This is a genomic window from Halostella salina, assembly GCF_003675855.1.
GTDB lineage: Archaea > Halobacteriota > Halobacteria > Halobacteriales > Natronoarchaeaceae > Halostella > Halostella salina.
Genome location: NZ_RCIH01000002.1, coordinates 286747 through 306647, shown reverse-complemented (window position 1 = coordinate 306647; position 19901 = coordinate 286747). Strand labels below are relative to the sequence as shown.

Annotated in this window: 20 protein-coding genes; 11 read left to right on the top strand and 9 right to left on the bottom strand. The window is 69.7% G+C overall.

The genetic code is table 11. The annotated features are described in order from the left end of the window. The first annotated feature begins 21 nt into the window (after positions 1 to 21). Complete coding sequence (locus D8896_RS04880; RefSeq protein ID WP_121820961.1) at positions 22 to 921, top strand: ketopantoate reductase family protein; 900 nt, start codon at positions 22 to 24, stop codon at positions 919 to 921. Here D8896_RS04880 and D8896_RS04875 read toward each other — a convergent pair. The 4 genes from D8896_RS04875 to D8896_RS04860 form a co-directional block, all read right to left on the bottom strand. After that, positions 918 to 1952 carry a lysylphosphatidylglycerol synthase transmembrane domain-containing protein gene (locus tag D8896_RS04875; RefSeq protein WP_121820960.1) on the bottom strand — a complete coding sequence of 345 codons (1035 nt, stop codon included), beginning with the start codon at positions 1950 to 1952 and terminating at the stop codon, positions 918 to 920. The two genes, D8896_RS04880 and D8896_RS04875, sit on opposite strands and share 4 nt — an antisense overlap. A 1-nt stretch (position 1953) precedes the next feature. Continuing rightward, positions 1954 to 3456 carry a sulfatase-like hydrolase/transferase gene (locus tag D8896_RS04870; protein ID WP_121820959.1) on the bottom strand — a complete coding sequence of 501 codons (1503 nt, stop codon included), beginning with the start codon at positions 3454 to 3456 and terminating at the stop codon, positions 1954 to 1956. Positions 3457 to 3511: 55 nt separating this feature from the next. Beyond that, the gene (locus D8896_RS04865; protein WP_121820958.1) at positions 3512 to 3871 is read right to left on the bottom strand and encodes a NifU family protein; all 360 of its coding nucleotides are present in this window, start codon (positions 3869 to 3871) and stop codon (positions 3512 to 3514) included. An 88-nt stretch (positions 3872 to 3959) separates the two neighbouring features. Beyond that, complete coding sequence (locus D8896_RS04860) at positions 3960 to 4280, bottom strand: DUF5783 family protein (protein WP_121820957.1); 321 nt, start codon at positions 4278 to 4280, stop codon at positions 3960 to 3962. A gap of 112 nt (positions 4281 to 4392) precedes the next feature. Between D8896_RS04860 and D8896_RS04855 the strand changes: the two genes are divergently transcribed. After that, complete coding sequence (locus tag D8896_RS04855) at positions 4393 to 6153, top strand: vWA domain-containing protein (RefSeq protein WP_121820956.1); 1761 nt, start codon at positions 4393 to 4395, stop codon at positions 6151 to 6153. A gap of 87 nt (positions 6154 to 6240) precedes the next feature. Next, positions 6241 to 6414, top strand: a complete 174-nt coding sequence (locus tag D8896_RS19205; protein WP_237560598.1) for a DUF5786 family protein — start codon at positions 6241 to 6243, stop codon at positions 6412 to 6414. A 102-nt stretch (positions 6415 to 6516) separates the two neighbouring features. Here the strand turns inward: D8896_RS19205 and D8896_RS04850 are convergent, their stop codons facing one another. Further along, complete coding sequence (locus tag D8896_RS04850; protein ID WP_121820955.1) at positions 6517 to 7368, bottom strand: YkgJ family cysteine cluster protein; 852 nt, start codon at positions 7366 to 7368, stop codon at positions 6517 to 6519. 76 nt (positions 7369 to 7444) lie between these two features. Here D8896_RS04850 and D8896_RS04845 point away from each other — a divergent pair, with 76 nt between their 5' ends. From D8896_RS04845 to D8896_RS04835, 3 genes are all read left to right on the top strand, one after another. Continuing rightward, the gene (locus D8896_RS04845) at positions 7445 to 7657 is read left to right on the top strand and encodes a DUF7561 family protein (RefSeq protein WP_121820954.1); all 213 of its coding nucleotides are present in this window, start codon (positions 7445 to 7447) and stop codon (positions 7655 to 7657) included. Positions 7658 to 7694: 37 nt separating this feature from the next. After that, a complete protein-coding gene (locus D8896_RS04840) occupies positions 7695 to 9533 on the top strand; it encodes an ATP-dependent DNA helicase (RefSeq protein WP_121820953.1) in 1839 nt (612 codons plus the stop codon). Between the two features lie 171 nt (positions 9534 to 9704). Beyond that, positions 9705 to 9956 carry a hypothetical protein gene (locus D8896_RS04835; RefSeq protein WP_121820952.1) on the top strand — a complete coding sequence of 84 codons (252 nt, stop codon included), beginning with the start codon at positions 9705 to 9707 and terminating at the stop codon, positions 9954 to 9956. Positions 9957 to 10273: 317 nt separating this feature from the next. Here D8896_RS04835 and D8896_RS04825 read toward each other — a convergent pair whose 3' ends face one another. Together D8896_RS04825 and D8896_RS04820 are read right to left on the bottom strand one after the other, a co-directional pair. Next, positions 10274 to 11326 carry a class I SAM-dependent methyltransferase gene (locus D8896_RS04825; protein ID WP_121820950.1) on the bottom strand — a complete coding sequence of 351 codons (1053 nt, stop codon included), beginning with the start codon at positions 11324 to 11326 and terminating at the stop codon, positions 10274 to 10276. Then, positions 11319 to 12440 (bottom strand): 60S ribosomal export protein NMD3, encoded by a 1122-nt coding sequence (locus tag D8896_RS04820; RefSeq protein ID WP_121820949.1) that lies wholly within the window; start codon positions 12438 to 12440, stop codon positions 11319 to 11321. The genes D8896_RS04825 and D8896_RS04820 overlap by 8 nt, the downstream gene beginning before the upstream one ends. A 105-nt stretch (positions 12441 to 12545) precedes the next feature. Between D8896_RS04820 and htpX the strand changes: the two genes are divergently transcribed. Continuing rightward, complete coding sequence (gene htpX / locus D8896_RS04815) at positions 12546 to 13424, top strand: zinc metalloprotease HtpX (protein ID WP_121820948.1); 879 nt, start codon at positions 12546 to 12548, stop codon at positions 13422 to 13424. On the opposite strand, the gene treF is transcribed toward htpX, so the two are convergent. Further along, positions 13418 to 14899: an alpha,alpha-trehalase TreF gene (gene treF / locus D8896_RS04810; protein ID WP_121820947.1), complete on the bottom strand. Its 1482-nt coding sequence runs from the start codon at positions 14897 to 14899 to the stop codon at positions 13418 to 13420. The two genes, htpX and treF, sit on opposite strands and share 7 nt — an antisense overlap. A 111-nt stretch (positions 14900 to 15010) precedes the next feature. On the opposite strand from treF, the gene pspAB reads away from it, so the two are divergent. Then, positions 15011 to 15616, top strand: coding sequence for a PspA-associated protein PspAB (gene pspAB, locus D8896_RS04805; RefSeq protein ID WP_121820946.1), 606 nt, complete (start codon positions 15011 to 15013; stop codon positions 15614 to 15616). A gap of 384 nt (positions 15617 to 16000) precedes the next feature. Continuing rightward, positions 16001 to 17035, top strand: coding sequence for a DNA repair and recombination protein RadA (radA, locus tag D8896_RS04800; RefSeq protein ID WP_121820945.1), 1035 nt, complete (start codon positions 16001 to 16003; stop codon positions 17033 to 17035). 322 nt (positions 17036 to 17357) lie between these two features. Here radA and hemL read toward each other — a convergent pair whose 3' ends face one another. Further along, a complete protein-coding gene (gene hemL / locus D8896_RS04795) occupies positions 17358 to 18698 on the bottom strand; it encodes a glutamate-1-semialdehyde 2,1-aminomutase (RefSeq protein ID WP_121820944.1) in 1341 nt (446 codons plus the stop codon). Positions 18699 to 18811: 113 nt separating this feature from the next. Between hemL and D8896_RS04790 the strand changes: the two genes are divergently transcribed. Both D8896_RS04790 and D8896_RS19975 read left to right on the top strand, forming a co-directional pair. Next, on the top strand, positions 18812 to 19714 hold the full coding sequence (locus D8896_RS04790; RefSeq protein ID WP_121820943.1) for a DMT family transporter: 903 nt from the start codon (positions 18812 to 18814) through the stop codon (positions 19712 to 19714). A gap of 55 nt (positions 19715 to 19769) precedes the next feature. Beyond that, positions 19770 to 19895, top strand: a complete 126-nt coding sequence (locus tag D8896_RS19975; RefSeq protein ID WP_259372641.1) for a hypothetical protein — start codon at positions 19770 to 19772, stop codon at positions 19893 to 19895. Positions 19896 to 19901 lie beyond the last annotated feature (6 nt).

Below are 19901 nucleotides of genomic sequence, written 5' to 3'. Positions count from 1 at the left end.
GCCGGACGCGTCGGGGGCGGTATGGATATCGTCGTCTACGGCGCGGGGAGCCTCGGCAGCCTCGTCGGCGGCCTCCTAGCGCAGGAGCACGAGGTGACGTTGGTCGGGCGCGACCCACACGTCCGTGCGGTCCGCGAGTCGGGGCTCTCGGTCGACGGCACGGTGTCGCTCGACGTTCGACCGGCCGCGACAACCGACGGGACTGGACTGACGGCAGACCTCGCCGTCGTGACGGTGAAAGCGTTCGACACGCCCACCGCCGCCCGCGACCTGGCGACCGGCGAGTATGACGCCGCGCTTTCGCTCCAGAACGGGGTCGGCAACGAGGCGACGCTCGCCGAGCGGCTGGACTGTCCCGTCCTCGCCGGCACTGCGACGTACGGCGCGGTGCTCCGGGAGCCTGGCCGCGTCGAGTGTACCGGCGTCGGCGAGCTGGCCGTCGGGCCGCACGAGGGCGGCGACTCCGCGGCCGCGGCACGGGTCGCCCGTACGTTCCGCCGGGCGGACCTCGACGTCACCGTTGCTGACGACATGCCGCGTCGGCTCTGGGAGAAGCTCGCGGTCAACGCCGGTATCAACGCGGTCACGGCGCTCGCCCGCGTCGAGAACGGGGAGCTGCTCGACGGCCCGGCGAACGACCTCGCAAGGGCGGCGGCCCGCGAAACCGCCCGAGTCGCCCGCGCCGAAGATATCGGACTCCCGAACCGAGTCGCACTGGCTGCTGTCGAGGACGTGGCGACGGCGACGGCCGACAACGAGTCCTCGATGTACCAGGACGTCCGCGAGGGACGGCGGACGGAGGTCGACGCGATACTCGGCCACGTCGTCGACCGGGCGGCCGAGCACGGGATCGACGTCCCGGTAACGCGGACGCTGACTGGGTTGCTACGCGCGTGGGAACGGAGCCGCGACCTGCGTTAAACGCGGGCGAGCACCCAGAGCGCGGCGACCCCGCCGACCGCGAGCGCGAACCAGTAGCTCGCGATCCGGTACACCGTCGCGATGGCCAGCCCGTCGGCGGCCGAAAGCGCCGTCAGCGCGACGACGAGGCCGACGAGCGCCCCCTCGACGGCGGCGAGCCCGCCCGGCGTCGGCACCATCCCGGCGAGCGTGCTCGCCGGAACGACGAAGAAGACGAGCAACAGCGGCACCGGCAGGTCGAGCGCCAGCCCGGAGAAGTACAGCGGGAGCGCGAAGAACACCCAGCCGACGTACGCAAAGCCCGTCGCGGTCAGGAGCGCCCGCGGTGACGACGTGATCCGGCCGACCGACTCGTAGAAGCGGTCGATCCGCGCGCGAACGCCCTCGACGGAGATCCGGTCGGTCAGCCGGGAAAGCGGGTCGACGAGTCGCAGGACGAGCGCCTCCACTCGCTGCCGGTACTGCCACCCCGTGACGACGAGCGCCGGGATGCCGACCGCCAGCGCGGCGAGCCCCACCGCCAGGTCGGCGGCGGTCGCCGTGAGTTGTGATCCGAGGAGCAGGTAGCCGAGACCGACCGCGGCGAAGTTGAAGAAGGGGAGCAGGTTCAGCAGGTCGGCGGTGACGACGCTGGCGAGGCTCTGCTCGTAGTTGGCGTCGGTGTCCTTCGAGAGGACGTAGGCGATGAACGGCTCGCCGCCGGCCTGTCCGAGCGGCGTCACGTAGTTGGCGAACGTCGCGGCGAAGTACGTCACCACGAGCTTCCGGTACGGCACGTCGATGCCGCCTTCGCGGAGCACGATCTGCCACGCCTTCCCCCAGGCGGCGAGACAGAACAGCGTCGAGAGACAGCCGGCGGCGATCCATCGAAGCTCCGCCCCGCGAAGCTGCGCCAGAGTCCGCTCCCAGCCGACGGCGACCGCAAGGAGGTAGACGAGCACGACGGCCACGGCGAACCCGACGGCTATCTTCACCACCGTCCGCCGGTCGAACGCGTCCGACAGGTCGACTGAGCCGGTAGCGTCAGTCACGTCAGTCGATGTAGCCGAGGTCCTGCAGGCGTTCCTTCGCGTCCTCGTCCATGTCGTCGAGGACGGCTTCGTCGGTGCCGGCGGCGTCGCCCTCCCAGGGACCGCTGCCGTCGTCCTCGAACCGCCCCAGCGCCGCCTTGACCTCGGCGACGGCCTCGTCGTCGGCACCGAGAACGTTCTCCGTTTCGCCGGGGTCCTCGTCGATCCGGTAGGCCTCGTCGTCGATCCGCTCGTTTCGGATGTACTTGGCGTCGGGTCGCCGTCCCGCACGCATCCGCGAGTAGAACCGGGAGTCCTCGTCGAGCGTGATCCCCGCGGCGCTTGCCTTCTCTTCGAGCTGTTTCAGCTCGACGACCGGGCGGGAGTACTCGACGAACGCGAACTCGCCGTCGTCGAACCCGCGGTAGTCGTCGGAGAGCAGGGACCGCTGGTCGTCGAGCGAGACGGCGTCCGGGGCGTTCGGGTCGACGCCGGCGTGGTCGAGCACGGTGTGGTACAGGTCGATCAGTTCGACCTGCTTCTCGTACCGGCCGGGGTCGACGTCCGGGTGTTTCAGCATGAGCGGCACGTTGACCAGGGGATCGTAGATACAGAACTCGTGGCCGTACAGGTCGTGTTCGCCGTGGAGTTCGCCGTGGTCGGCACAGACGACGACCATCGTGTCCTCCCAGCGACCCTCGGCCTGGAGCCAGTCGAACAGTCGGCGGAGTTCGGCGTCGACGTGTCGGATCTCGGCGTCGTACAGCCCGCGGATGTCCCCCCACTCGTCGTCGTCGATGTCGCGCGCGCCGCAGTTGTACTCCTTGGAGTTCTGGCACACGTCCGTCGAGTCGACGCCCGGCGCGAACTCCGCCTGGTACTCCTCGGGCGGGTGGTACGGGAGGTGGGCGTCCATCAGGTTGACGAACGCGAAGAAGTTCTCGTCCTCGTCGACGCCGTCGACGAACTCCTGCGTGCGGTCGATCACCTGCGGCGTCTTGGAGTCCGAGCCGCCGCCGCTGGCGAAGTGTTCGTGGGCCTTGTTGCCGAGGCTGACGAGCCAGTCGGCGGCCTTCCGGAGGCGCTCGTTGTCGTTCATCGTCTTCCAGGCCTTCGCCAGCGGGCCGCTCAGGAACTCGCCGGGCATCACCTGGAAGAAGTTGTCCTGGTCGTCGAACCCGTCGGTGAGGTGGGTGTACGGCGTGATCCAGGCGTTCGAGGAGTAACAGGCGCTCTCGTGCGTGGCCGACAGCGACTCGGCGAGCGTCGCCGACCCTTCGAGGTACGGGTTCTCCTGATTCGCCCCGTGGTCGCTGGGGTACCGGCCCGTGAACATCGAGGCGTGGACGGGGAGGGTCCACGGTGCCGGCGCGACTGCCTGTTCGTACACCGCCGCCTCCTCGGCGAACGCCTCGAGTCCGGGCGTCGTCGGGCGGTCGTAGCCGTAGACGGACAGGTGGTCCTTCCGCACCGTGTCCATCACGACGAAGAGGACGTCCCGACCGGACGCGTCCGCGGTAGTCATACCTACGGGGGGTCGCCGGAGCGTTAAAAAGACTGCTTATCCGCGCCGGGCGGCGTCAGAAGGGGGCCTGGGGCCCCTCGTCCGCGCCGTCGTCGCCGTCGTCGGTGGTCTCGCCGGGGAACGACGGCTCCATGCCGCCACCGCCGCCGCCGCCCATGCCGGTGTCGGCGTGGACTTTCTCGATCTCGGGGATCTCCTTGACCATGCGGCTCTTGATCGCCTGAATGGTCATCGGGGAGATGCCACAGCCCGAACACGCGCCGCCGAGCTGGATCGACACCTCGCCGGTCTCGCGGTCGATGTTCTGGATGGCGGCGCTGCCGCCGTGCATCTGGATCTGCGGGAAGTTCCGTCGCAGGAAGTTCGACACCCGCTCTTCCAGGTCGTCGCCGTCGTTCTGGGCGTCAGTGCTCATAAACACCGATTGGCGGCCAGCACCCTTGAACCTTTTGTGCCTCGTGTTCGCCCGGGTCGAGGGCGACTGGCCGGAGTTCGGCACCGCGCTACTCCTCGAAGCCGAACACGGACCGCAGTTCCGCCTCCAGTTCGTCGACGTAGATGTCGAGTGTCTCGTCAAGCTTCTCGTCGTCGACGATGATCCCGGTGACCCGGTCGCCGGGGTTCTCGGGCAGGTCAATCCGGAACTCGCCGTCCCCCTCGTAGAACGGCTCGCTCTCGTTCAGCACCTGCTGGTCGATGGCGTGGATCAGCTCCGAGTCGTACCGCTCGTTCATCCGCTCGAACGCGTTCTTGTACGCCCGCTGGAGTTCGGTGAAGTAGTTCGCGTACTTGTCCTCGAACTTCTCGGGGTCGAACTCGGCCATACGCTGCCGAAGGCGGCACGCGGGCAAAAGTCGGGCGATCGCCGCCGCCGAAGCTCAAACGGCGATTTTAGCTTTCCGTAGCCTGATAGCCCTGCTACGCGTCGGTTGGCCCATGTCACGACCCAGTTCGCGCAGACGGTTCCTCCGGCTGGCCGCCGCGGCCGGGGCGCTCGGTCTCGCGGGGTGCTCACAGCGCGCACCCGGACAGTCGGGACCGTCCGCGCCGGACGAGACGACCACCACGCCGCCGTCGTTCGAGAAGGTCGACGACTGGCAGTACGACCCGGACGAGGTGACCGCCACCCCGGTTTCGGGGAGCGTGAACGCGACGAACAGCGTCCAGTTGACGGCGTCGGTCGACTCCGCGGAGAGCGTCGGGCTCACGACCGGCGGTGCGATGGACGCGAACAACTTCCGGGCCAACGTCGAGGAGGGGTACCTGCCGGTCCCCGCCGACCTGTCCCACGAGGGGCTGTTCAACCGGTACTACTTCGACACCGGGAGCGACGGACGCTGTAGCTCGCTGTTCTGTCCCTCCTACAGTACCGCCGTCTCGGCCGACCCGCTGTCGGGCGAGCCAGAGCGATACCTCACCGTCGGGCTGAACTCCGGGATCGAGGACTTCGAGCGCAAGACGCTGAACCTCGTCGTCGTCCTCGACATCTCGGGGTCGATGAGCAGCCCGTTCGACCGGTACTACTACGACCGCTTCGGCAACCGCCACGAGGTCGAGGAGTACACCGAGCGCCCGAAGATGGACGTTGCGACCGACGTGATCGCGTCGATGACGGACCACCTCGGCGGCGAGGACCGCTTCGGAATGGTGCTGTTCAACGGCGACTCCCACGTCGCCAAGCCGGTACGGGAGGTCCGCCGGACGGACATGGACGCGATCCGCGACCACATCCGGGAACTCAAGGCTGGCGGCGGGACGAACCTCTCGGCGGGGGCCGACGCCGGCACCGACCTGCTCGCGGAGTACGCCGACGCCGACCAGACCGAGTACGAGACGCGGATGGTGTATCTCACCGACGCGATGCCGAACCGCGGGACGACCGCGGAGGACGGTCTCGTCGACGTCGCCGCGGAAAACGCCACACGGAACGTGTACACGACGTTCGTCGGAATGGGCGTCGACTTCAACACCGAACTCGTCGACGCGCTCACGGCGGTCAGCGGTGCGAACTACTACTCGGTGCGCTCGGCGGACCAGTTCGAGGAACGGCTCGACGAGGAGTTCGAGTACATGGTGACGCCGCTCGTGTTCGACCTCTCGCTTGAACTCGACGCGGACGGCTACGCGGTCGAGGCGGTGTACGGCTCCTCGGCCGCCGAGGACGCCAGCGAGTCGCTCGTCAGGGCGAACACGCTGTTCCCGTCACCCACCGACGGCGGCCGGACCCGCGGCGGCGTCATCCTCGTGAAGGTTCGACGAACCGGGAGCGACCCGGAACTGTCGCTCTCGGCGTCGTACGAGACCAGAACCGGGCAGCGCCGCGAGCGGACCCGGACCGTCCGGTTCCCCGACCGCGGTCCCGAGACGTTCGACAACACGGGGATCCGGAAGGCGGTCCTGCTCGCGCGGTACGCCGACCTCATGCGGTCGTGGATGGTCGACGAGCGCACCGGCGAGGACGGCGACGACGGGATCGAACCGGTCCCAGACGACGAACTCGGCCGCTGGGAGCGCCGGTCCGACCCGCTGACCGTGTCGGAGCCGTACCGGCGGCGGTTCGACGCGTTCGCCGACCACTTCGAGCGCGAACTGACCGCCATCGGCGACGACGACCTGGAGCGAGAACTGACGCTGCTCCGGGACCTGGCGGACGACGGTGACGTTTCGGCAGCCGGCAGACTCCGATACCGGGCCTGAGCGGCGCTGTCGTCGCCGGTCCGTACGTCGGACCTGATCGACCGTTACATTGAAATGCGCAAGTTGCTTATCATGTAGGTACGTGCCATGTCAATGGGTGCCTATGACGAGGACGAACACGAGCGGCGCGAGCAGAAAAACAGCGAGGTCGACGCCGACTTCGACGACGAGCGGACCGTGTACAACGGCTCCGTCGAGTACGACTCCGGCGAGTCGACCGAGGACCTGCTGAATCAGTTCGAGCAGATCAAATCCTCGTAGGGCCGCCTCTCCTGCTGTCCTACCGCCTCGCGGGCACGTCGCCCGCACCGTGATCCTGCCCGGCCAGCGACGGGTTCACAGTCGACCAGTGGCGGTCGCCGACTACCACCCCGGCGTTTCGGGTGCGCCACGACGCGTCTCCACGCGCTCGGCGAGCGAGGGGTCCGGATCCGCCCGGTCGGCGCGCTCCCGCCACTCGGCGAGGGCGCGGCCGACCCACGAGTCCGCGGCGAGCGCCGCCTCGCGGGTGCGCTCGTACGTCGCCTCGTCCACCGCCGTCGTCCCGGGGCTGGCGGCCGCGGCGACGGCGACGAACTCCGCGCGGTCAGCCGGCGTGAGGTCGTCCGCGACGAGGCGCTCGACCGTGCCGTCGAGCCGGTCCGGCTCCGGGTGGACGAACACCTTCTGGCCGACGGCCTGCGGGCCGAACAGCGGCCCCGTCATCCCGTCGGGCGGCTCGTCGTCCAGCAGGCGCTCGCCGCCGAACGCGTCCTCGACGCGCTCGCACTCCGCCTCGGCGTCGAGTTCCAGGTTGTGGCCCGGGTACTCCGCGCATTCGCTCGGGTAGCGGTCCTCGCCGTGGATCCGACACTGGAGCGTCGCCGGGTCGAGGAACGCGCAGGCCGGGAGCCACGTCGCCGCCTCCCGGCCGAACGGCGCGACCGGCTTGGGCGCTTTCCGGAGGCCGACGTAGAACGCCGGGCGGCCGCCGACCGCAGCCAGCGACACGCCGTCGACGGTCACGCCGTCCTCGTCGCGCCAGAGGCGGGGGCGGAGCGCGTCGGCCAGCCCGTCGTCGACGAACGCCCGGACCTCCTCGCGGGTGAGCGCGACGAGGTTGTACGCGTCGTCGAGCGGTTCGTACGGGCCGCGGCGCTCGTGGTCGAGGTCGCGGTCCGCGAGCGCCCGCCAGTCGAGACAGCAGCCGGCACAGCCCTCGCAGTTGACCTCCATGCGCGCGTGGTACGTGAGCGCCCAGCAAAAGCGCGTCGGGGAACCGCTTTTGCCCGCCGAGCGCGGAGGGTCCGGCATGACCACGGACCCCTGCGACGGCTGCGGCCGCCCCGTCAAGATAGCGGGCGGCATCGCGAACCTCTGGACGTTCGACGCCGACGAGACGGGGGGCGTCACGCTGGAGTTCGACGCCGACGGCACCGAACACTTCCTCTGTTACGACTGCATCGAGGAGTTGCCCGACGACCCGACCGCGGCGGACGTGGCCGCCCTCCCCGGCGACGAGTAGTCAGGTTTAGGACGCCGCGGGTGTTCGACCCCCGACAGTGAACACCGAGCGGATCCACGACGAGTTCCCCGCGCCGTCGTACCGGGGAAACCAGCGGGACGCACTCGACGACATCCGCGACGCCTTCGCCGCCGGGAACGACGTGGTGCTCGTGCGCGCGCCGACCGGGAGCGGCAAGTCGCTGCTCGCGCGGGCCATCGCCGGCTGCGCCCGCCGGGCCGACGAGGCGTCGCCCAGTGACGCGACCGACGCCTACTACACCACGCCGCAGGTGTCACAGCTGGACGACGCCGCGGCCGACCCCCTGCTCGACGACCTGAACGTGATCCGCGGGAAGGGCAACTACACCTGCATCCTGCCGAACGAGGAGGGGACGCCGGTCAACCAGGCCCCCTGCGTCCGGGAGTCGGGGTACGACTGCTCCGTGAAGCACCGCTGTCCGTACTTCTCGGACCGGGCCATCGCGTCGAACCGCCGCATCGCCGCGATGACGCTCGCGTACTTCATGCAGACCGCCGGCTCCGACGTGTTCCGCAAGCGCGACGTCTGCGTCATCGACGAGGCCCACGGGCTCGCGGAGTGGGCGGAGATGTACGCGACCGTCGAACTCGGCCCGCGCTCGGTGCCCATCTGGGACGACCTGCGCGTGCCCGACGTCGACTCCGTCGAGCGCGCCGTCGAGTACGCCGACGCGCTGGTCGGGACGTGCGAGCGCCGGAAGGACGACCTGCTCGCGCAGGCCGAACTCACGGCCGACGAGGCCCGCACCCGCGACCGGCTGCAGGAGCTGATCTCCGAGCTGAACTGGTTCGTCGACGACTACCGCGACCCCGACAGCGCGACGGAGTGGCTCGTCGACCAGGAGGCCGCCGGGAGCCGCGGCGGCGACGCCGGGGGAGAGGGGGGCCCGCTCACGATCAAGCCGCTGAACCCCGAGAAGTACCTCAAGCACACCGTCTGGGACCGCGGGAACCGCTTTGCCCTGCTGTCGGCGACCATCCTCGACAAGGTTGCCTTCTGCCGGCAGGTCGGGCTCGACCCCGCCGACGTGGCGCTGGTCGACGTCGGCCACACGTTCCCCGTCGAGCACCGCCCGCTGTACGACGTGACGCAGGGGAAGATGACCTACGCCGAGCGCGACGAGACGCTCCCGGACGTGGCCCGCGTCCTCGTCCGGATCATGCAACGCCACGGCGACGAGAAGGGGCTGGTCCACTGCCACTCCTACGCGATCCAGGAGCGCCTGCGCGACCTGCTCGCGGACTTCGGCGTCGCCGACCGCGTCCGCTCGCACGACCGCGACGGCCGGGACGACGCCCTCGAAACGTGGAAGGCGACCGACGACCCGGACGTCTTCCTCTCGGTGAAGATGGAGGAAGCGCTGGACCTGGAGGGCGACCTCGCCCGCTGGCAGGTGGTCTGCAAGGCCCCGTTCCCGAACACGAACGACTCGCGGGTCGCCCACCGACTGGAAGACGACCAGTGGGCGTGGTACTACCGGACGACGCTCCGCACCGTCATCCAGGCCTGCGGCCGCGTCGTCCGCGCGCCGGACGACCACGGCGCGACGTACCTCGCGGACTCGTCGCTGCTGGACCTGTTCGACCGCGCCCGGAGCGCCATGCCGGACTGGTTCCACGACCAGGTCGACCGGATGACGCGCCCGGACCTGCCCGCTTTCGACCCCGGCGCGGCGAGCAGCGGCACGGGCGGGACCGGCCGGTCGCGGTCGTCCGGACGGCGTCGTTCGGGCGGGGATGGCGGGAAAAGCGAGTCGACCGAAACGTCCGGCAGATCCCGCGGGTCGAGCAGTTCCGACGGGTCGAGCAGCTCCGAGAAGAAAAGCCCCATCGCGGACGTGTGGGACACCGAGTAGCCGGGCGATGCGTCCGTCGCGGCACGGTCAGATAACGCTCGCCGCGTACGCGATGGAGGACATGAGCATCAGCCCCACGAGCAGCAGCGAGATGAGTTGCTGACGGTCCATACCCGAACGTGCGCGTCGAACACCATGAATGGTTTGTTCCGACGGCCCCTAGCCGACGGCATGGACGCCGATTCGGTCGCCGACGCCGACCGCCCGCGACTCGCCGGCCTCGCCCTGGTGCTGGTCGGGGTCGCCCACCTGCTCGTCCCCGGACTGTTGCTGTGGACGGCGGAAGTGGGGTACGGCGTCGCCCTCGACGTGGAGTTCGACCCCGGCGACGCGTCGCGACGGCGGATACGACTGCTCGGTCTCGGGATGGTCGGTGCGGGCGCGCACCTGATCTATCACGGCGGGATCCGACCGAAGTGGTAGCCGAGGACGCCGGACCTCGACGGAAAACAGCCATCGTCCGGGGGAGCATTTTTTCACTCACTCCAGCGACATGCAACCATGAATCGGGAGGCAACCATCGTCCATGGGTTGGATCTGCTGGCCGTCCTGGCCGCCGCGGGGGCCATCGTAGCGGTCTGGTACGCCTTTCAGCGCCGGATGTGTGCACAGAGCGCGGGCGGTGCCTGTACTCCGAACGTCGTGTACCTGGGTGCCGCGTTGCTGGCGATAGTGGCTGCAGCGGTGGCCGTTGGAGCTCGTCGGCGGATTCGATAGGCTGGCGGCGAGTCCAGCGGTAACTACGACATCCGGGCGTCGACGACGACGTGGGCGACGCCCTCGCTGTGGCTCTTGACGCGCCGTCTGTCCAGCACCTCGACCTCGCGGCCGCGCTCGGCGGCGGCCGCCTCGATCCGCGAGACGGGGCGGTCCCACAGCAGCGCCTCGGGGCAGGCGTCGTGGACGTGGACGACACCGCCCGATTCGAGCGCGGCGAGCGCCGCGTCGAGGTACTCGTAGGTCGGGCCGTCAGCGTCCTCGGTCGGTTCGGTGGCGTCGTAGTAGCCCATCACGACGCGGTCCGCGGTCGTCTCCACGTCGCGGCAGTCCGCGCGGTAGGGGCTGACGCGGTCCTGCACGTCGTTGAGGACGGCGTTCTCGGTGAGGTAGCGGAAGGCGGTCGGGTTGATCTCCGCGGCGGTGACGTGTGCGCCGGCCCGGGCCATCGGGAGCGTGAAGTAGCCGATCCCCGCGAACATGTCGAAGACGCGCTCGCCGGGCGAAATAGCGTCGCCCATCCGGGCGCGCTCGGCCTTGTTGCCGGGGCTGAACATCACTTCCGCCAGATCGAGCGCGTAGCGCGTGCCGTGTTCCGTGTGGACCGTCTCGGTGTCGCCGTCGCCCGCGACGACCCGGACCGACGGCTCGCGGCGCTCGCCGCTGACGCCCTCGCTGGCCACGACAGTGTCGGCTGCGCCGTGCAGTTCCAGCAGCGCCTCGCCGACCTCCGACTCGCGGGGGCAGTCGTCGAACGTGACGAGGATCACGCTGCCGACGACGCTCCACGACCCCGGTGCGCGGGCGAGTTCGTCGTCGGTCCAGCCGCGGTCGCGGAGCAGGGTGTCGAGGTCGGGGTTTCGACGGTCGGGGTCGACCTGCCGGACGACCTCGCGGACCTCCGTCTCGTCGGGTGGTTCGGTCACGGGCAGGGCGACGGCGTCGCCGTACTCGCGGACCCTCCGCGCGTCGTCGTACACGCCCTCGGCGCGGAGCGACTCGATGGCGACCTCCGCTCGGGGTTTCTCGACGACGGCGGCGAGGTCGTCCGCCGCGTCGAGGTCGTCCTCACGCATCGTCCGCGACGGCGTCCTCGGGGAGCACGTGAAGCCCGTTTCGGTGTTTCAGCACCGGCACCGCGTCGGCGTCCGGGTCGAGGTAGTCGGGGCGGGCGACGGTCTTGGACTCGTACGTCTCGGGGTCCAGCACCTGTACGGCGTGTTCGTCCTCGACGGCGACCAGCGTCGTCTCGGCGGCGTCGTCGACGGTGCCGAGCGTCCGCGCCGCGGGCGCGTCGCCGTCCTCGAACGACGCCTCGTACTGGTCGCCCGAGGCGAGCCGTCGCCCCTTCAGGTTCCCCTGGACGCTCCGAACCAGAACGGGGCCGTCGCCGTCCTCCGGGTCGATCACGTCGCCGGGCGTAAAGGGCGGGAGGCGAACCGCGAACGTGACCCGGTACACCTCCTCGCCGTCCTCGTCCTCGGTGACGAGCGTCTCGTGGTCCTCGAACGAGCCGCCGAACTCGGTCGTGACACGGCGGGCGATCTTCTTGCCGATCTTGTTGGTCGACACCTTGAGGTTCAGGCCGTCGTCGGTCTCCGTGGCCTCCGTGACGAACGCGTTGCGGTCCCCCGTCGCCTCCATCTCCTCGACGACCTCGTGGGCGATGGCCTCGGCTCGCTCGACCTCCTCGGGTGTTGGGTCGCGGTCGGCCGCGCGCACCTGGACGATGCTGGCGTAGTAGTCGCCCGCGATGCGGCCGCAGCGGTCGCAGGTGCCCCGGGAGATCTTGACGGGGACGACGACCTGCTCCTCCAGCGGCGTCTCGCGGACGACACCGGTGAAGTAGCAGTGCATCCGGATCGTGTTCTGGTCGACCTGCTCGGGGTCGACCTGCCAGGTGACCTCGCGGGCGTCGACGTGGACGCCGAGCGCCTCGCTCACCTCGTCGATGGCCACGTCGGTGTAGTCCCGGGCGTCCACGTCGACCCAGCGGTTGCCGCGGTGGACCGCGCCGCACTGCGAGCAGACCTGCACCTCGATGCGGTCGGGCGCGGCGACGAGTTCGAAGTCCTCGAAGTAGCAGGCGTCACAGAGGTTCGGGTCGCTGCGGGCCTCGCCCGGGCGCAGGCCCTCGCGCTCGGCGACGGCGTCGCCACAGCGCGGGCAGAACGCGCGTGATTCGCTCATTGCCGCCCCGTACGGCGCTCTCGCCTTTAAACCGATTGCTCGGACGCCGCCGGGGAAGCCGTCGGCGGCGCGACGCTTTAACCGCCTGCCCACGTAGGGTGCGGTATGCAGTGGAAAACGGACTGGGGGCTCCGCCTGCGGATGTTCGTGACGATGTTCCTGCTGTTCGCGCTGTACATCGTCTTCGCCGCCGTGCTCGTCTCGTACATCGGCGGCGGCATCCTCATGATCGCGGTGCTCTTCGGCGGGTTCTCGCTGACGCAGTACTTCTTCAGCGACCGGCTGACGCTGTGGAGCATGGGAGCCTCGGAGGTGTCCGAGGACGAGTACCCCGAACTCCACGCCGCCGTCTCGCGGCTCTCCCAGCAGGCCGACCTGCCGAAGCCGACCGTCGCGGTCGCCGACGACAGGGTGCCGAACGCGTTCGCGACGGGTCGCTCCCAGCGCAAGGCCGCGGTCTGCGTGACGACGGGACTGCTGCGCACGCTGGACCAGGACGAACTGGAGGGCGTGATCGCCCACGAACTCGCCCACATCAAGAACCGGGACATGACCGTGATGACGCTTGCCTCGTTCCTCTCGACCATCGCGTTCATCGTCGTCCGGTGGGGCGCGTTCTTCGGCGGCGGCCAGCGGCGCAACGGCGGTGGCGGCGTCATCGTCGCTATCGGCGTCTCGCTCGTGGTGTGGATCATCAGCTACGTCCTCATCCGGGCGCTGTCCCGCTACCGCGAGTACGCCGCGGACCGCGGCGGCGCGACCATCACCGGCCAGCCCTCCGCGCTGGCGAACGCCCTGCTGAAGATCTCCGGCGAGATGGACAACATCCCCACGCGTGACATGCGCGACGAGGCGGAGATGAACGCCTTCTTCGTCATCCCCATCTCGAAGGGGATGATCTCGCGGCTGTTCAGCACGCACCCGCCGACCGAGAAGCGCGTCGAGCGCCTGCGCGACCTCGAACGGCAGATGGAGGGCTACTGATACCGGTCCAGCAGCGCGAGCGCGACGCCGTTGGTCCAGCCGAAGCCGTGCTGGAGCTCGTACTCGCCGCCGCCGGCGGGGGCGGTCGGGTCACACACGTCGTACTTCTCCAGCATTCGACCGGTGTGCTCGAACTGCGCGCGGTTCGCCGCGAGCCACCGGTCGGCCACCTTCCGTGCCAGATCGCCGTGCCCGTAGCGCTCCAGCCCCTCGACGGCCATCCAGTGGAGCGGGGCCCAGCCGTTCGGCGCGTCCCACTGCTGGCCGCTCTCGGTGAGCGTCGCCGGCAGCCCGCCCTCCCGCAGGAACCGCTCGCGGAGCGCGTCGGCCACGTCGTCGGCCCGCTCGGGCGACGCGAGCCCGACGAACAGCGGGACGACACCCGCCAGCGTCCAGCTCGTGCTCGGCTCGCGGGTCGTCCACCGGTAGTCGAAGTAGAACGCCCGCTCGGGGTCCCAGCAGTACCGTTCGACGGCTTCCCGCCGCTGCGCCGCCCGGTCCTCGTACGCCGCCGCGCGTTCGGAGTCGGTCGCCGCGAACCAGCCGGCCAGCGTCCGTTCGAAGCCGTAGAGGACGGCGTTGAGGTCGACCGGAACGTACTCCGTCGTGTGGATGCGCTCCATCCCCTCGTCGGGGTCGAACCAGCGGCTACTGAAGTCCCAGCCGGACTCGCAGGCGGCCCGAACGTCGCGGTACAGGCGCTCCGCCGGGCGGTCGGCGCGCTCCGCCAGCGCCACGTCCTCGCGATACGCCTCCTCGCGCGGCTCGGCCACGTCGTCCCAGTAGCGGTTGAGCACGGCGTCGTCGAGTCGGACGGTCCGACGGCCCGCGCTCCACGGCTCGCGCTCGTCCGCACCGTCCATCCAGAAGTCGTGTTCAGTCGTCAGCGCGTCGAGGTACGGCCGGACCGCCGCCTCGCCGCGCTCTCGGGCGAGCACGTCGACCGTCCGGTAGAACAGGGGCGGCTGGGAGCGCGAGGTGTAGTACTCGCGGTTCGCCGTCGGGACGAAGCCGAAGCGGTCGACCAGCGCCGCGAAGTTGTCGGCCACGCTCTCGATCAGGTCGTACCGGCCCGAGACGGCCAGCCCCTCGGCGGTGAAGTAGCTGTCCCAGTAGTAACACTCGCGGAAGCGCCCGCCCGGCGTCACGTACGCGTCCGACAGCGGGATGAGCGAACTGCCCGAGTGGTCGGCCGGGTCGTAGGTCAGGTGGTCCCAGAGGTGTCTGACGTGTTCGGCCATCGTCCGGTCTGCGGGCAGGTCCGGCGGCTCGTAGTCCCGGTCGACGGCGAAGTGTCTCCGGACGAACGTGTCGAGGTCGAACTCCGCGTCGCCGCGCCGCTCGCTGAACCGTCGCCGTATCTCGGCGGGGTCCGACAGCGGCACGGTGTCGACGAACGTCTTGGAGTCCTCGAACACCGCCCGCCGCTGGACCGCCTCGAAGAGGTCGCCGTCCAGCTGTGGCGCGCGGGTCATACCAGTTCGGACTCATATACGACACCAGTAAATAACCGTTCTCATATGCGATGCCACGCCGGGCGGCCGCGGGGGGAACCGATTAAGGCGTGGGCGGCCCGACTCACACGCATGGGACTGCTCGACGGTGTACGGGAGTTGCTCGGCGTCCGCGCGGAGTCCGACGCCGGGCGCGACGCCGACCCCGAGGACCTGTTCGGGATGAGCACGGCGTATCTCACCATGCAGGCGGACCTGGGGTACGACGCCGTCGACGAGGCGGCGCTCTGTTTCGCCGACGTCGACAGCACGGACTTCGCGGACGCCGTCGACGAGGTCGTCGCCATCCTCGAAGCGGGCGAGGCCGAAACCGGCACCGAGGCGGAGCTCCACGAGGACGACCACGGCTACCGCTGGGTCGTGCTCGCCGACGACGACTACGAGGACCTCGTGACCAGCCTCCACTTCGCCGCCGACACGTTCATCGAGCGCGACTACGGCTCCCGCCTGCTCGCCGCCGTCTTCGGCTTCGAGCGCGACGGCGACCCCGTCTACTGGGTCTACTCGTTCCGCCGCGGCGCGTACTACCCCTTCGCTCCCCGCCCCGGCAACGAGCGCGACAACTCCGCGGAGTTCAAACTGGAGAGCGTCCTCGACGGCGAACTCGACGTCGAGGCCGACAGGGAGTACTGGTACCCGCTGTGGCCCAGCGAGGACGGGGCGCATCCCTGGGACTAAGACGACCTTTTTCCCGGTCGGGTGTCCTCGCGCGCCGCCGGCGCGCTGCGGGCACCCTCCCGGCAAAAAGCTCGGCCAAAAACTCCGGACGCGGCCACCGGCCGCGTCCGGCGAAACGGCGGCTTCGCCGCCGTATGCTGGTGCGCTGGAACCGCGCTCGCTTCGCTCGCGCGGATGCTCGACACCGACCGCGGACGGCCTGCCCTTCCCCGGGCGCTCGCCCGCGGCGCGACGGTGCGCCGCGCGCTCGTTCCGGCCGTTCCGCGCGTTCTTCCTCCTAAACCTTCCCACATCGGTTCGGATCCACCCGACGCTGTCTCCCGGTTTTACTTCCACTCTCCTGTTAACCGGGGTTTATGTAGCAGGGGTAGCTTACGGATAGGTATGGCAGCAGATGCAGACCTCGAAACCCTACCCGGCGTCGGTCCCGCAACCGCAGAGAAGCTCAAGGATGCTGGCTTCGACTCCTTCCAGGGCCTCGCGGTAGCGAGCCCGAGCGAACTGTCGAACACCGCGGACGTCGGCGACAGCACCGCCGCCGACATCGTCCAGGCGGCCCGCGAGGCCGCCGACGTGGGCGGCTTCGAAACGGGCGCGGCCGTGCTGGAGCGCCGCGAGAAGATCGGCAAGCTCAGCTGGCAGATCGACGAGGTCGACGAGCTGCTCGGCGGCGGCGTCGAGACGCAGTCGATCACCGAGGTGTACGGCGAGTTCGGCTCCGGCAAGTCCCAGGTCACCCACCAGCTGTGCGTCAACGTTCAGCTGCCCAAGGAGCACGGCGGCCTCGGCGGTGCCGCGATGTTCATCGACAGCGAGGACACGTTCCGCCCGGAGCGCATCGACGACATGGTCCGGGGCCTGTCCGACGAGGCGCTGGAGGCGTTCATGGAAGACCGCGAGATCGAGGGCGGCCCCGACGACGACGAGGCGATGGACGACCTCATCGAGAGCGTCCTCGACAAGATCCACGTCGCCAAGGCGTTCAACTCCAACCACCAGATGCTGCTCGCCGAGAAGGCCCAGGAGCTCGCCAACGAGACGCAGGACGACGAGTACCCGATCCGCCTGCTCTGCGTCGACTCGCTGACCGCCCACTTCCGCGCCGAGTACGTCGGCCGCGGCGAACTCGCCGAGCGCCAGCAGAAGCTGAACAAGCACCTCCACGACCTCGATAAAGTCGGCAACCTCCACAACGTCGCGGTCCTCGTGACGAACCAGGTCGCCTCGAACCCCGACTCCTTCTTCGGGGACCCGACCCAGCCCATCGGCGGGAACATCCTCGGCCACAAGTCCACGTTCCGCATCTACCTCCGCAAGTCCAAGGGCGACAAGCGGATCGTCCGGCTCGTCGACGCCCCGAACCTCGCCGACGGCGAGGCCGTGATGCGCGTCGAGGACGGCGGGCTGAAGCCCGAATAAAGACGACGAGCTTTTGCGCTGTCGTTCGGAAATCGCTTCGCGGTTTCCGTGATGACGAGACGGCTTCGCCGTCTCGAACCACGTAGCGCGAACCACGGCGCTTCGCGCCGGGTCCGCTTGACTCGGCAAAAGCTCGACCAAAATCACGGCGTCACCACCTCTGGCCGGCGGAGCCGGCCCTCGATGGTTCCTTGGACCGCTCGCTCGCATTGCTCGCTCGCGGGTGCTGTCGTAGCGACAGCCTGCCCTTCCCCGGGCGCTCGGACGCTCGCCGGGGGCGAGCGACCTCGCACTGGCCGTCAAGTGATCGACGAATCCCGCGCTACAGCGCCTCCTTGTACGCTTCCAGCGTCGTCTCCACGTCCTCCTCGGTGTGGGCGTAGCTGACGAACTGGGACTCGAACTGGTTCTGGCTGAGGAACACGCCCTGTTCCTTCATCTTCGGCCAGAACACGCGCCGCCAGCGGTCGGTCTCACCGGCGGCCACGTCCGTGCCGTTCTTCGGGCAGTGGTCGTAGCGCGGACAGTCGGGGCGCTGCCGGCAGCCGGCCTCGCAGTGGCCGTCGAAGTCGTCGGGCGCGTCGCGGGTGAACAGCACCTTGAACATGCTGTCGACGCCGGCGACGGTGTACTCGGGGGCCTGGTCCGCGACGATGTCAGTGAGGCCGCGCCGGAGCTTGTCCCCGAGGTCGTTGACGTGGTCGTACACGTCGTTCTCGGCGGCGTAGCGCAGCGTTTCGAGGCCGGCGGCCATCGTCACGGGGTGGCCCGAGAACGTGCCGGCCTGGAACACGTCGCCCGACGGCGTGAAGTGTTCGATTATCCCCGATTTCCCGCCGATCGCGCCGACGGGGTAGCCGCCGCCGATGATCTTCCCGAACGTCGTCACGTCGGGCGTGATCCCGTACTTCCCCTGGGCGCACTGGAGGCCGCCGACGCGGAACCCCGTGATCACCTCGTCCCAGATGAGCAGGGAGCCGTGGTCCTCGGTGAGTTCCCGGACGGTCTCGTGATAGCCGTCGACCGGCGTCACGATCCCCTTGTTCGCGAGGATCGGCTCGATCAGCACGGCCGCGATGTCGTCGCCGTGCTCCTCGAACACCTCGTGAATCGCTTCCTCGTCGTTGAACGGGACCGGGAGCGTGTGCTGGGCGAACGACTGCGGGATGCCGTTGGTGGAGGGCCGCGGGTGGTCGGCGTCGCCCTCGACGAGCGTCGACTCCTGCGCGCCGTGGTAGCCGCCCTGCATGACGACGATCTTGTTCCGGCCGGTGTAGCCCCGGGCGAGGCGCACCGCCGACACCGTCGCCTCGGTGCCGCTGTTGACGAAGCGAATCATCTCGACGCTGGGGACGTGGCGGGCGACGAACTCGGCGTGTTCGACCTCCACCTCGGTCGGCATGCCGTACATCGGCCCCTCGCTGGCGCGGGACTGGACAGCCGCCTGCACCGGTTCGGGCGTGTCGTGACCGTACAGCAGCGGGCCGAGGCCCATCACCCAGTCGACGTAGCGGTTGCCGTCCGCGTCGATCAGGTGGCCGCCGTCGCCGCGTTCGGCGAACGGCGGGTACGGTTCGATCGCCGCACGGACCGAGGAGTTGACGCCGCCGGGCATCACCGACAGCGCGCGGTCGTAGAGGTCGCGGGACTGCTCGTGGGTCATAGGCCGAAGTTGGAACGGCCCCGGGAAAACCGTTTCCGGACGCGCCCGCCGACCGTGTCAACAATTGTCAACATGATGAAAATAGTTTTGCCCGCGCCGGGCGACGGACGGGTATGGCACGGTACCGCACTGCGGTCGGGTTCGTCCTGCTGGGAGCCGTCTGGGGCACCTCCTTCCCGGCGGCGAAGGCGGGGCTGGAAGTGCTGCCACCGGCGCTGCTCGCGGCGTTTCGCTTCGACGCGGTCGCCGTGCTGGTGCTGGGGTACGCGGCGCTCGGCGAGGGGCGATGGCGGCCCGCGGGTCGCGACTGGCTGGCGGTCGTCGCCGCCGGCGTCTGTATCATCGCGGCCCACCACGCGCTGCTGTTCGCCGGCCAGCAGTACGTCACGAGCGCCGTCGCCGCCGTCGTGGTGAGCGCCATCCCGGTCATCACCGCGGGCGCGTCATCGGTCGCGCTCCCGGGCGAGCGCCTCGACGCGCCGACCGTCGTCGGCCTCCTGCTCGGACTGGTCGGCGTCGCGGTTGTCGCCCGGCCCGATACCGGAAGCGTCGACGCCTCGGCGCTCGGCGTGGCGCTGGTGTTCGGGGCCGCAATGGCGTGGGCGGTCGGCGCGGTGGCGATAGAGCGCGTCCGGACCGACCTCCCGACCCCGGCGCTCCAGGGGTGGGCGATGGTCGTCGGCGCGCCACTGCTCCACGTCGCCAGCCTCGCACTCGGCGAGTCGCAGGCGGTGGCGTGGACGCCGCGGGCCGCCGTCGCGATGGCGTACCTCGTCGTCGTCGCGGGCGGCGCGGGCTACCTGCTGTACTTCTCGCTGCTGGACCTGCTCGGCTCCGTCGAGATCAACCTCGTGAACTACCTCGTGCCCGTGTTCGCCGCGCTGGCGGGGTGGGCCGCCCTCGGCGAATCGCTCACCGCCGCGACGGTCGTCGGCTTCGCCGTGGTGTTCGCGGGGTTCGCGCTCGTCAAGCGCCGGGCGCTCCGGGCGGAGCTGCGGGCGTGGACCGCGACGTAGGCCGGCGCGAGTCGTCGGCCGACACGGCTACGTCCGTTCGGGACGGAACGCCGCCATGGACCTGCCAACCAAGCTGGAGTATCTCCTCTACCTCGGGGCGGGGCTGGCGTTTCTCGCGTTCGTTTCGGTCGTCGTCGCCGGCGTCGACGTGTCCACCGTCATACCGGGGTTTACCGTCTGACCGACC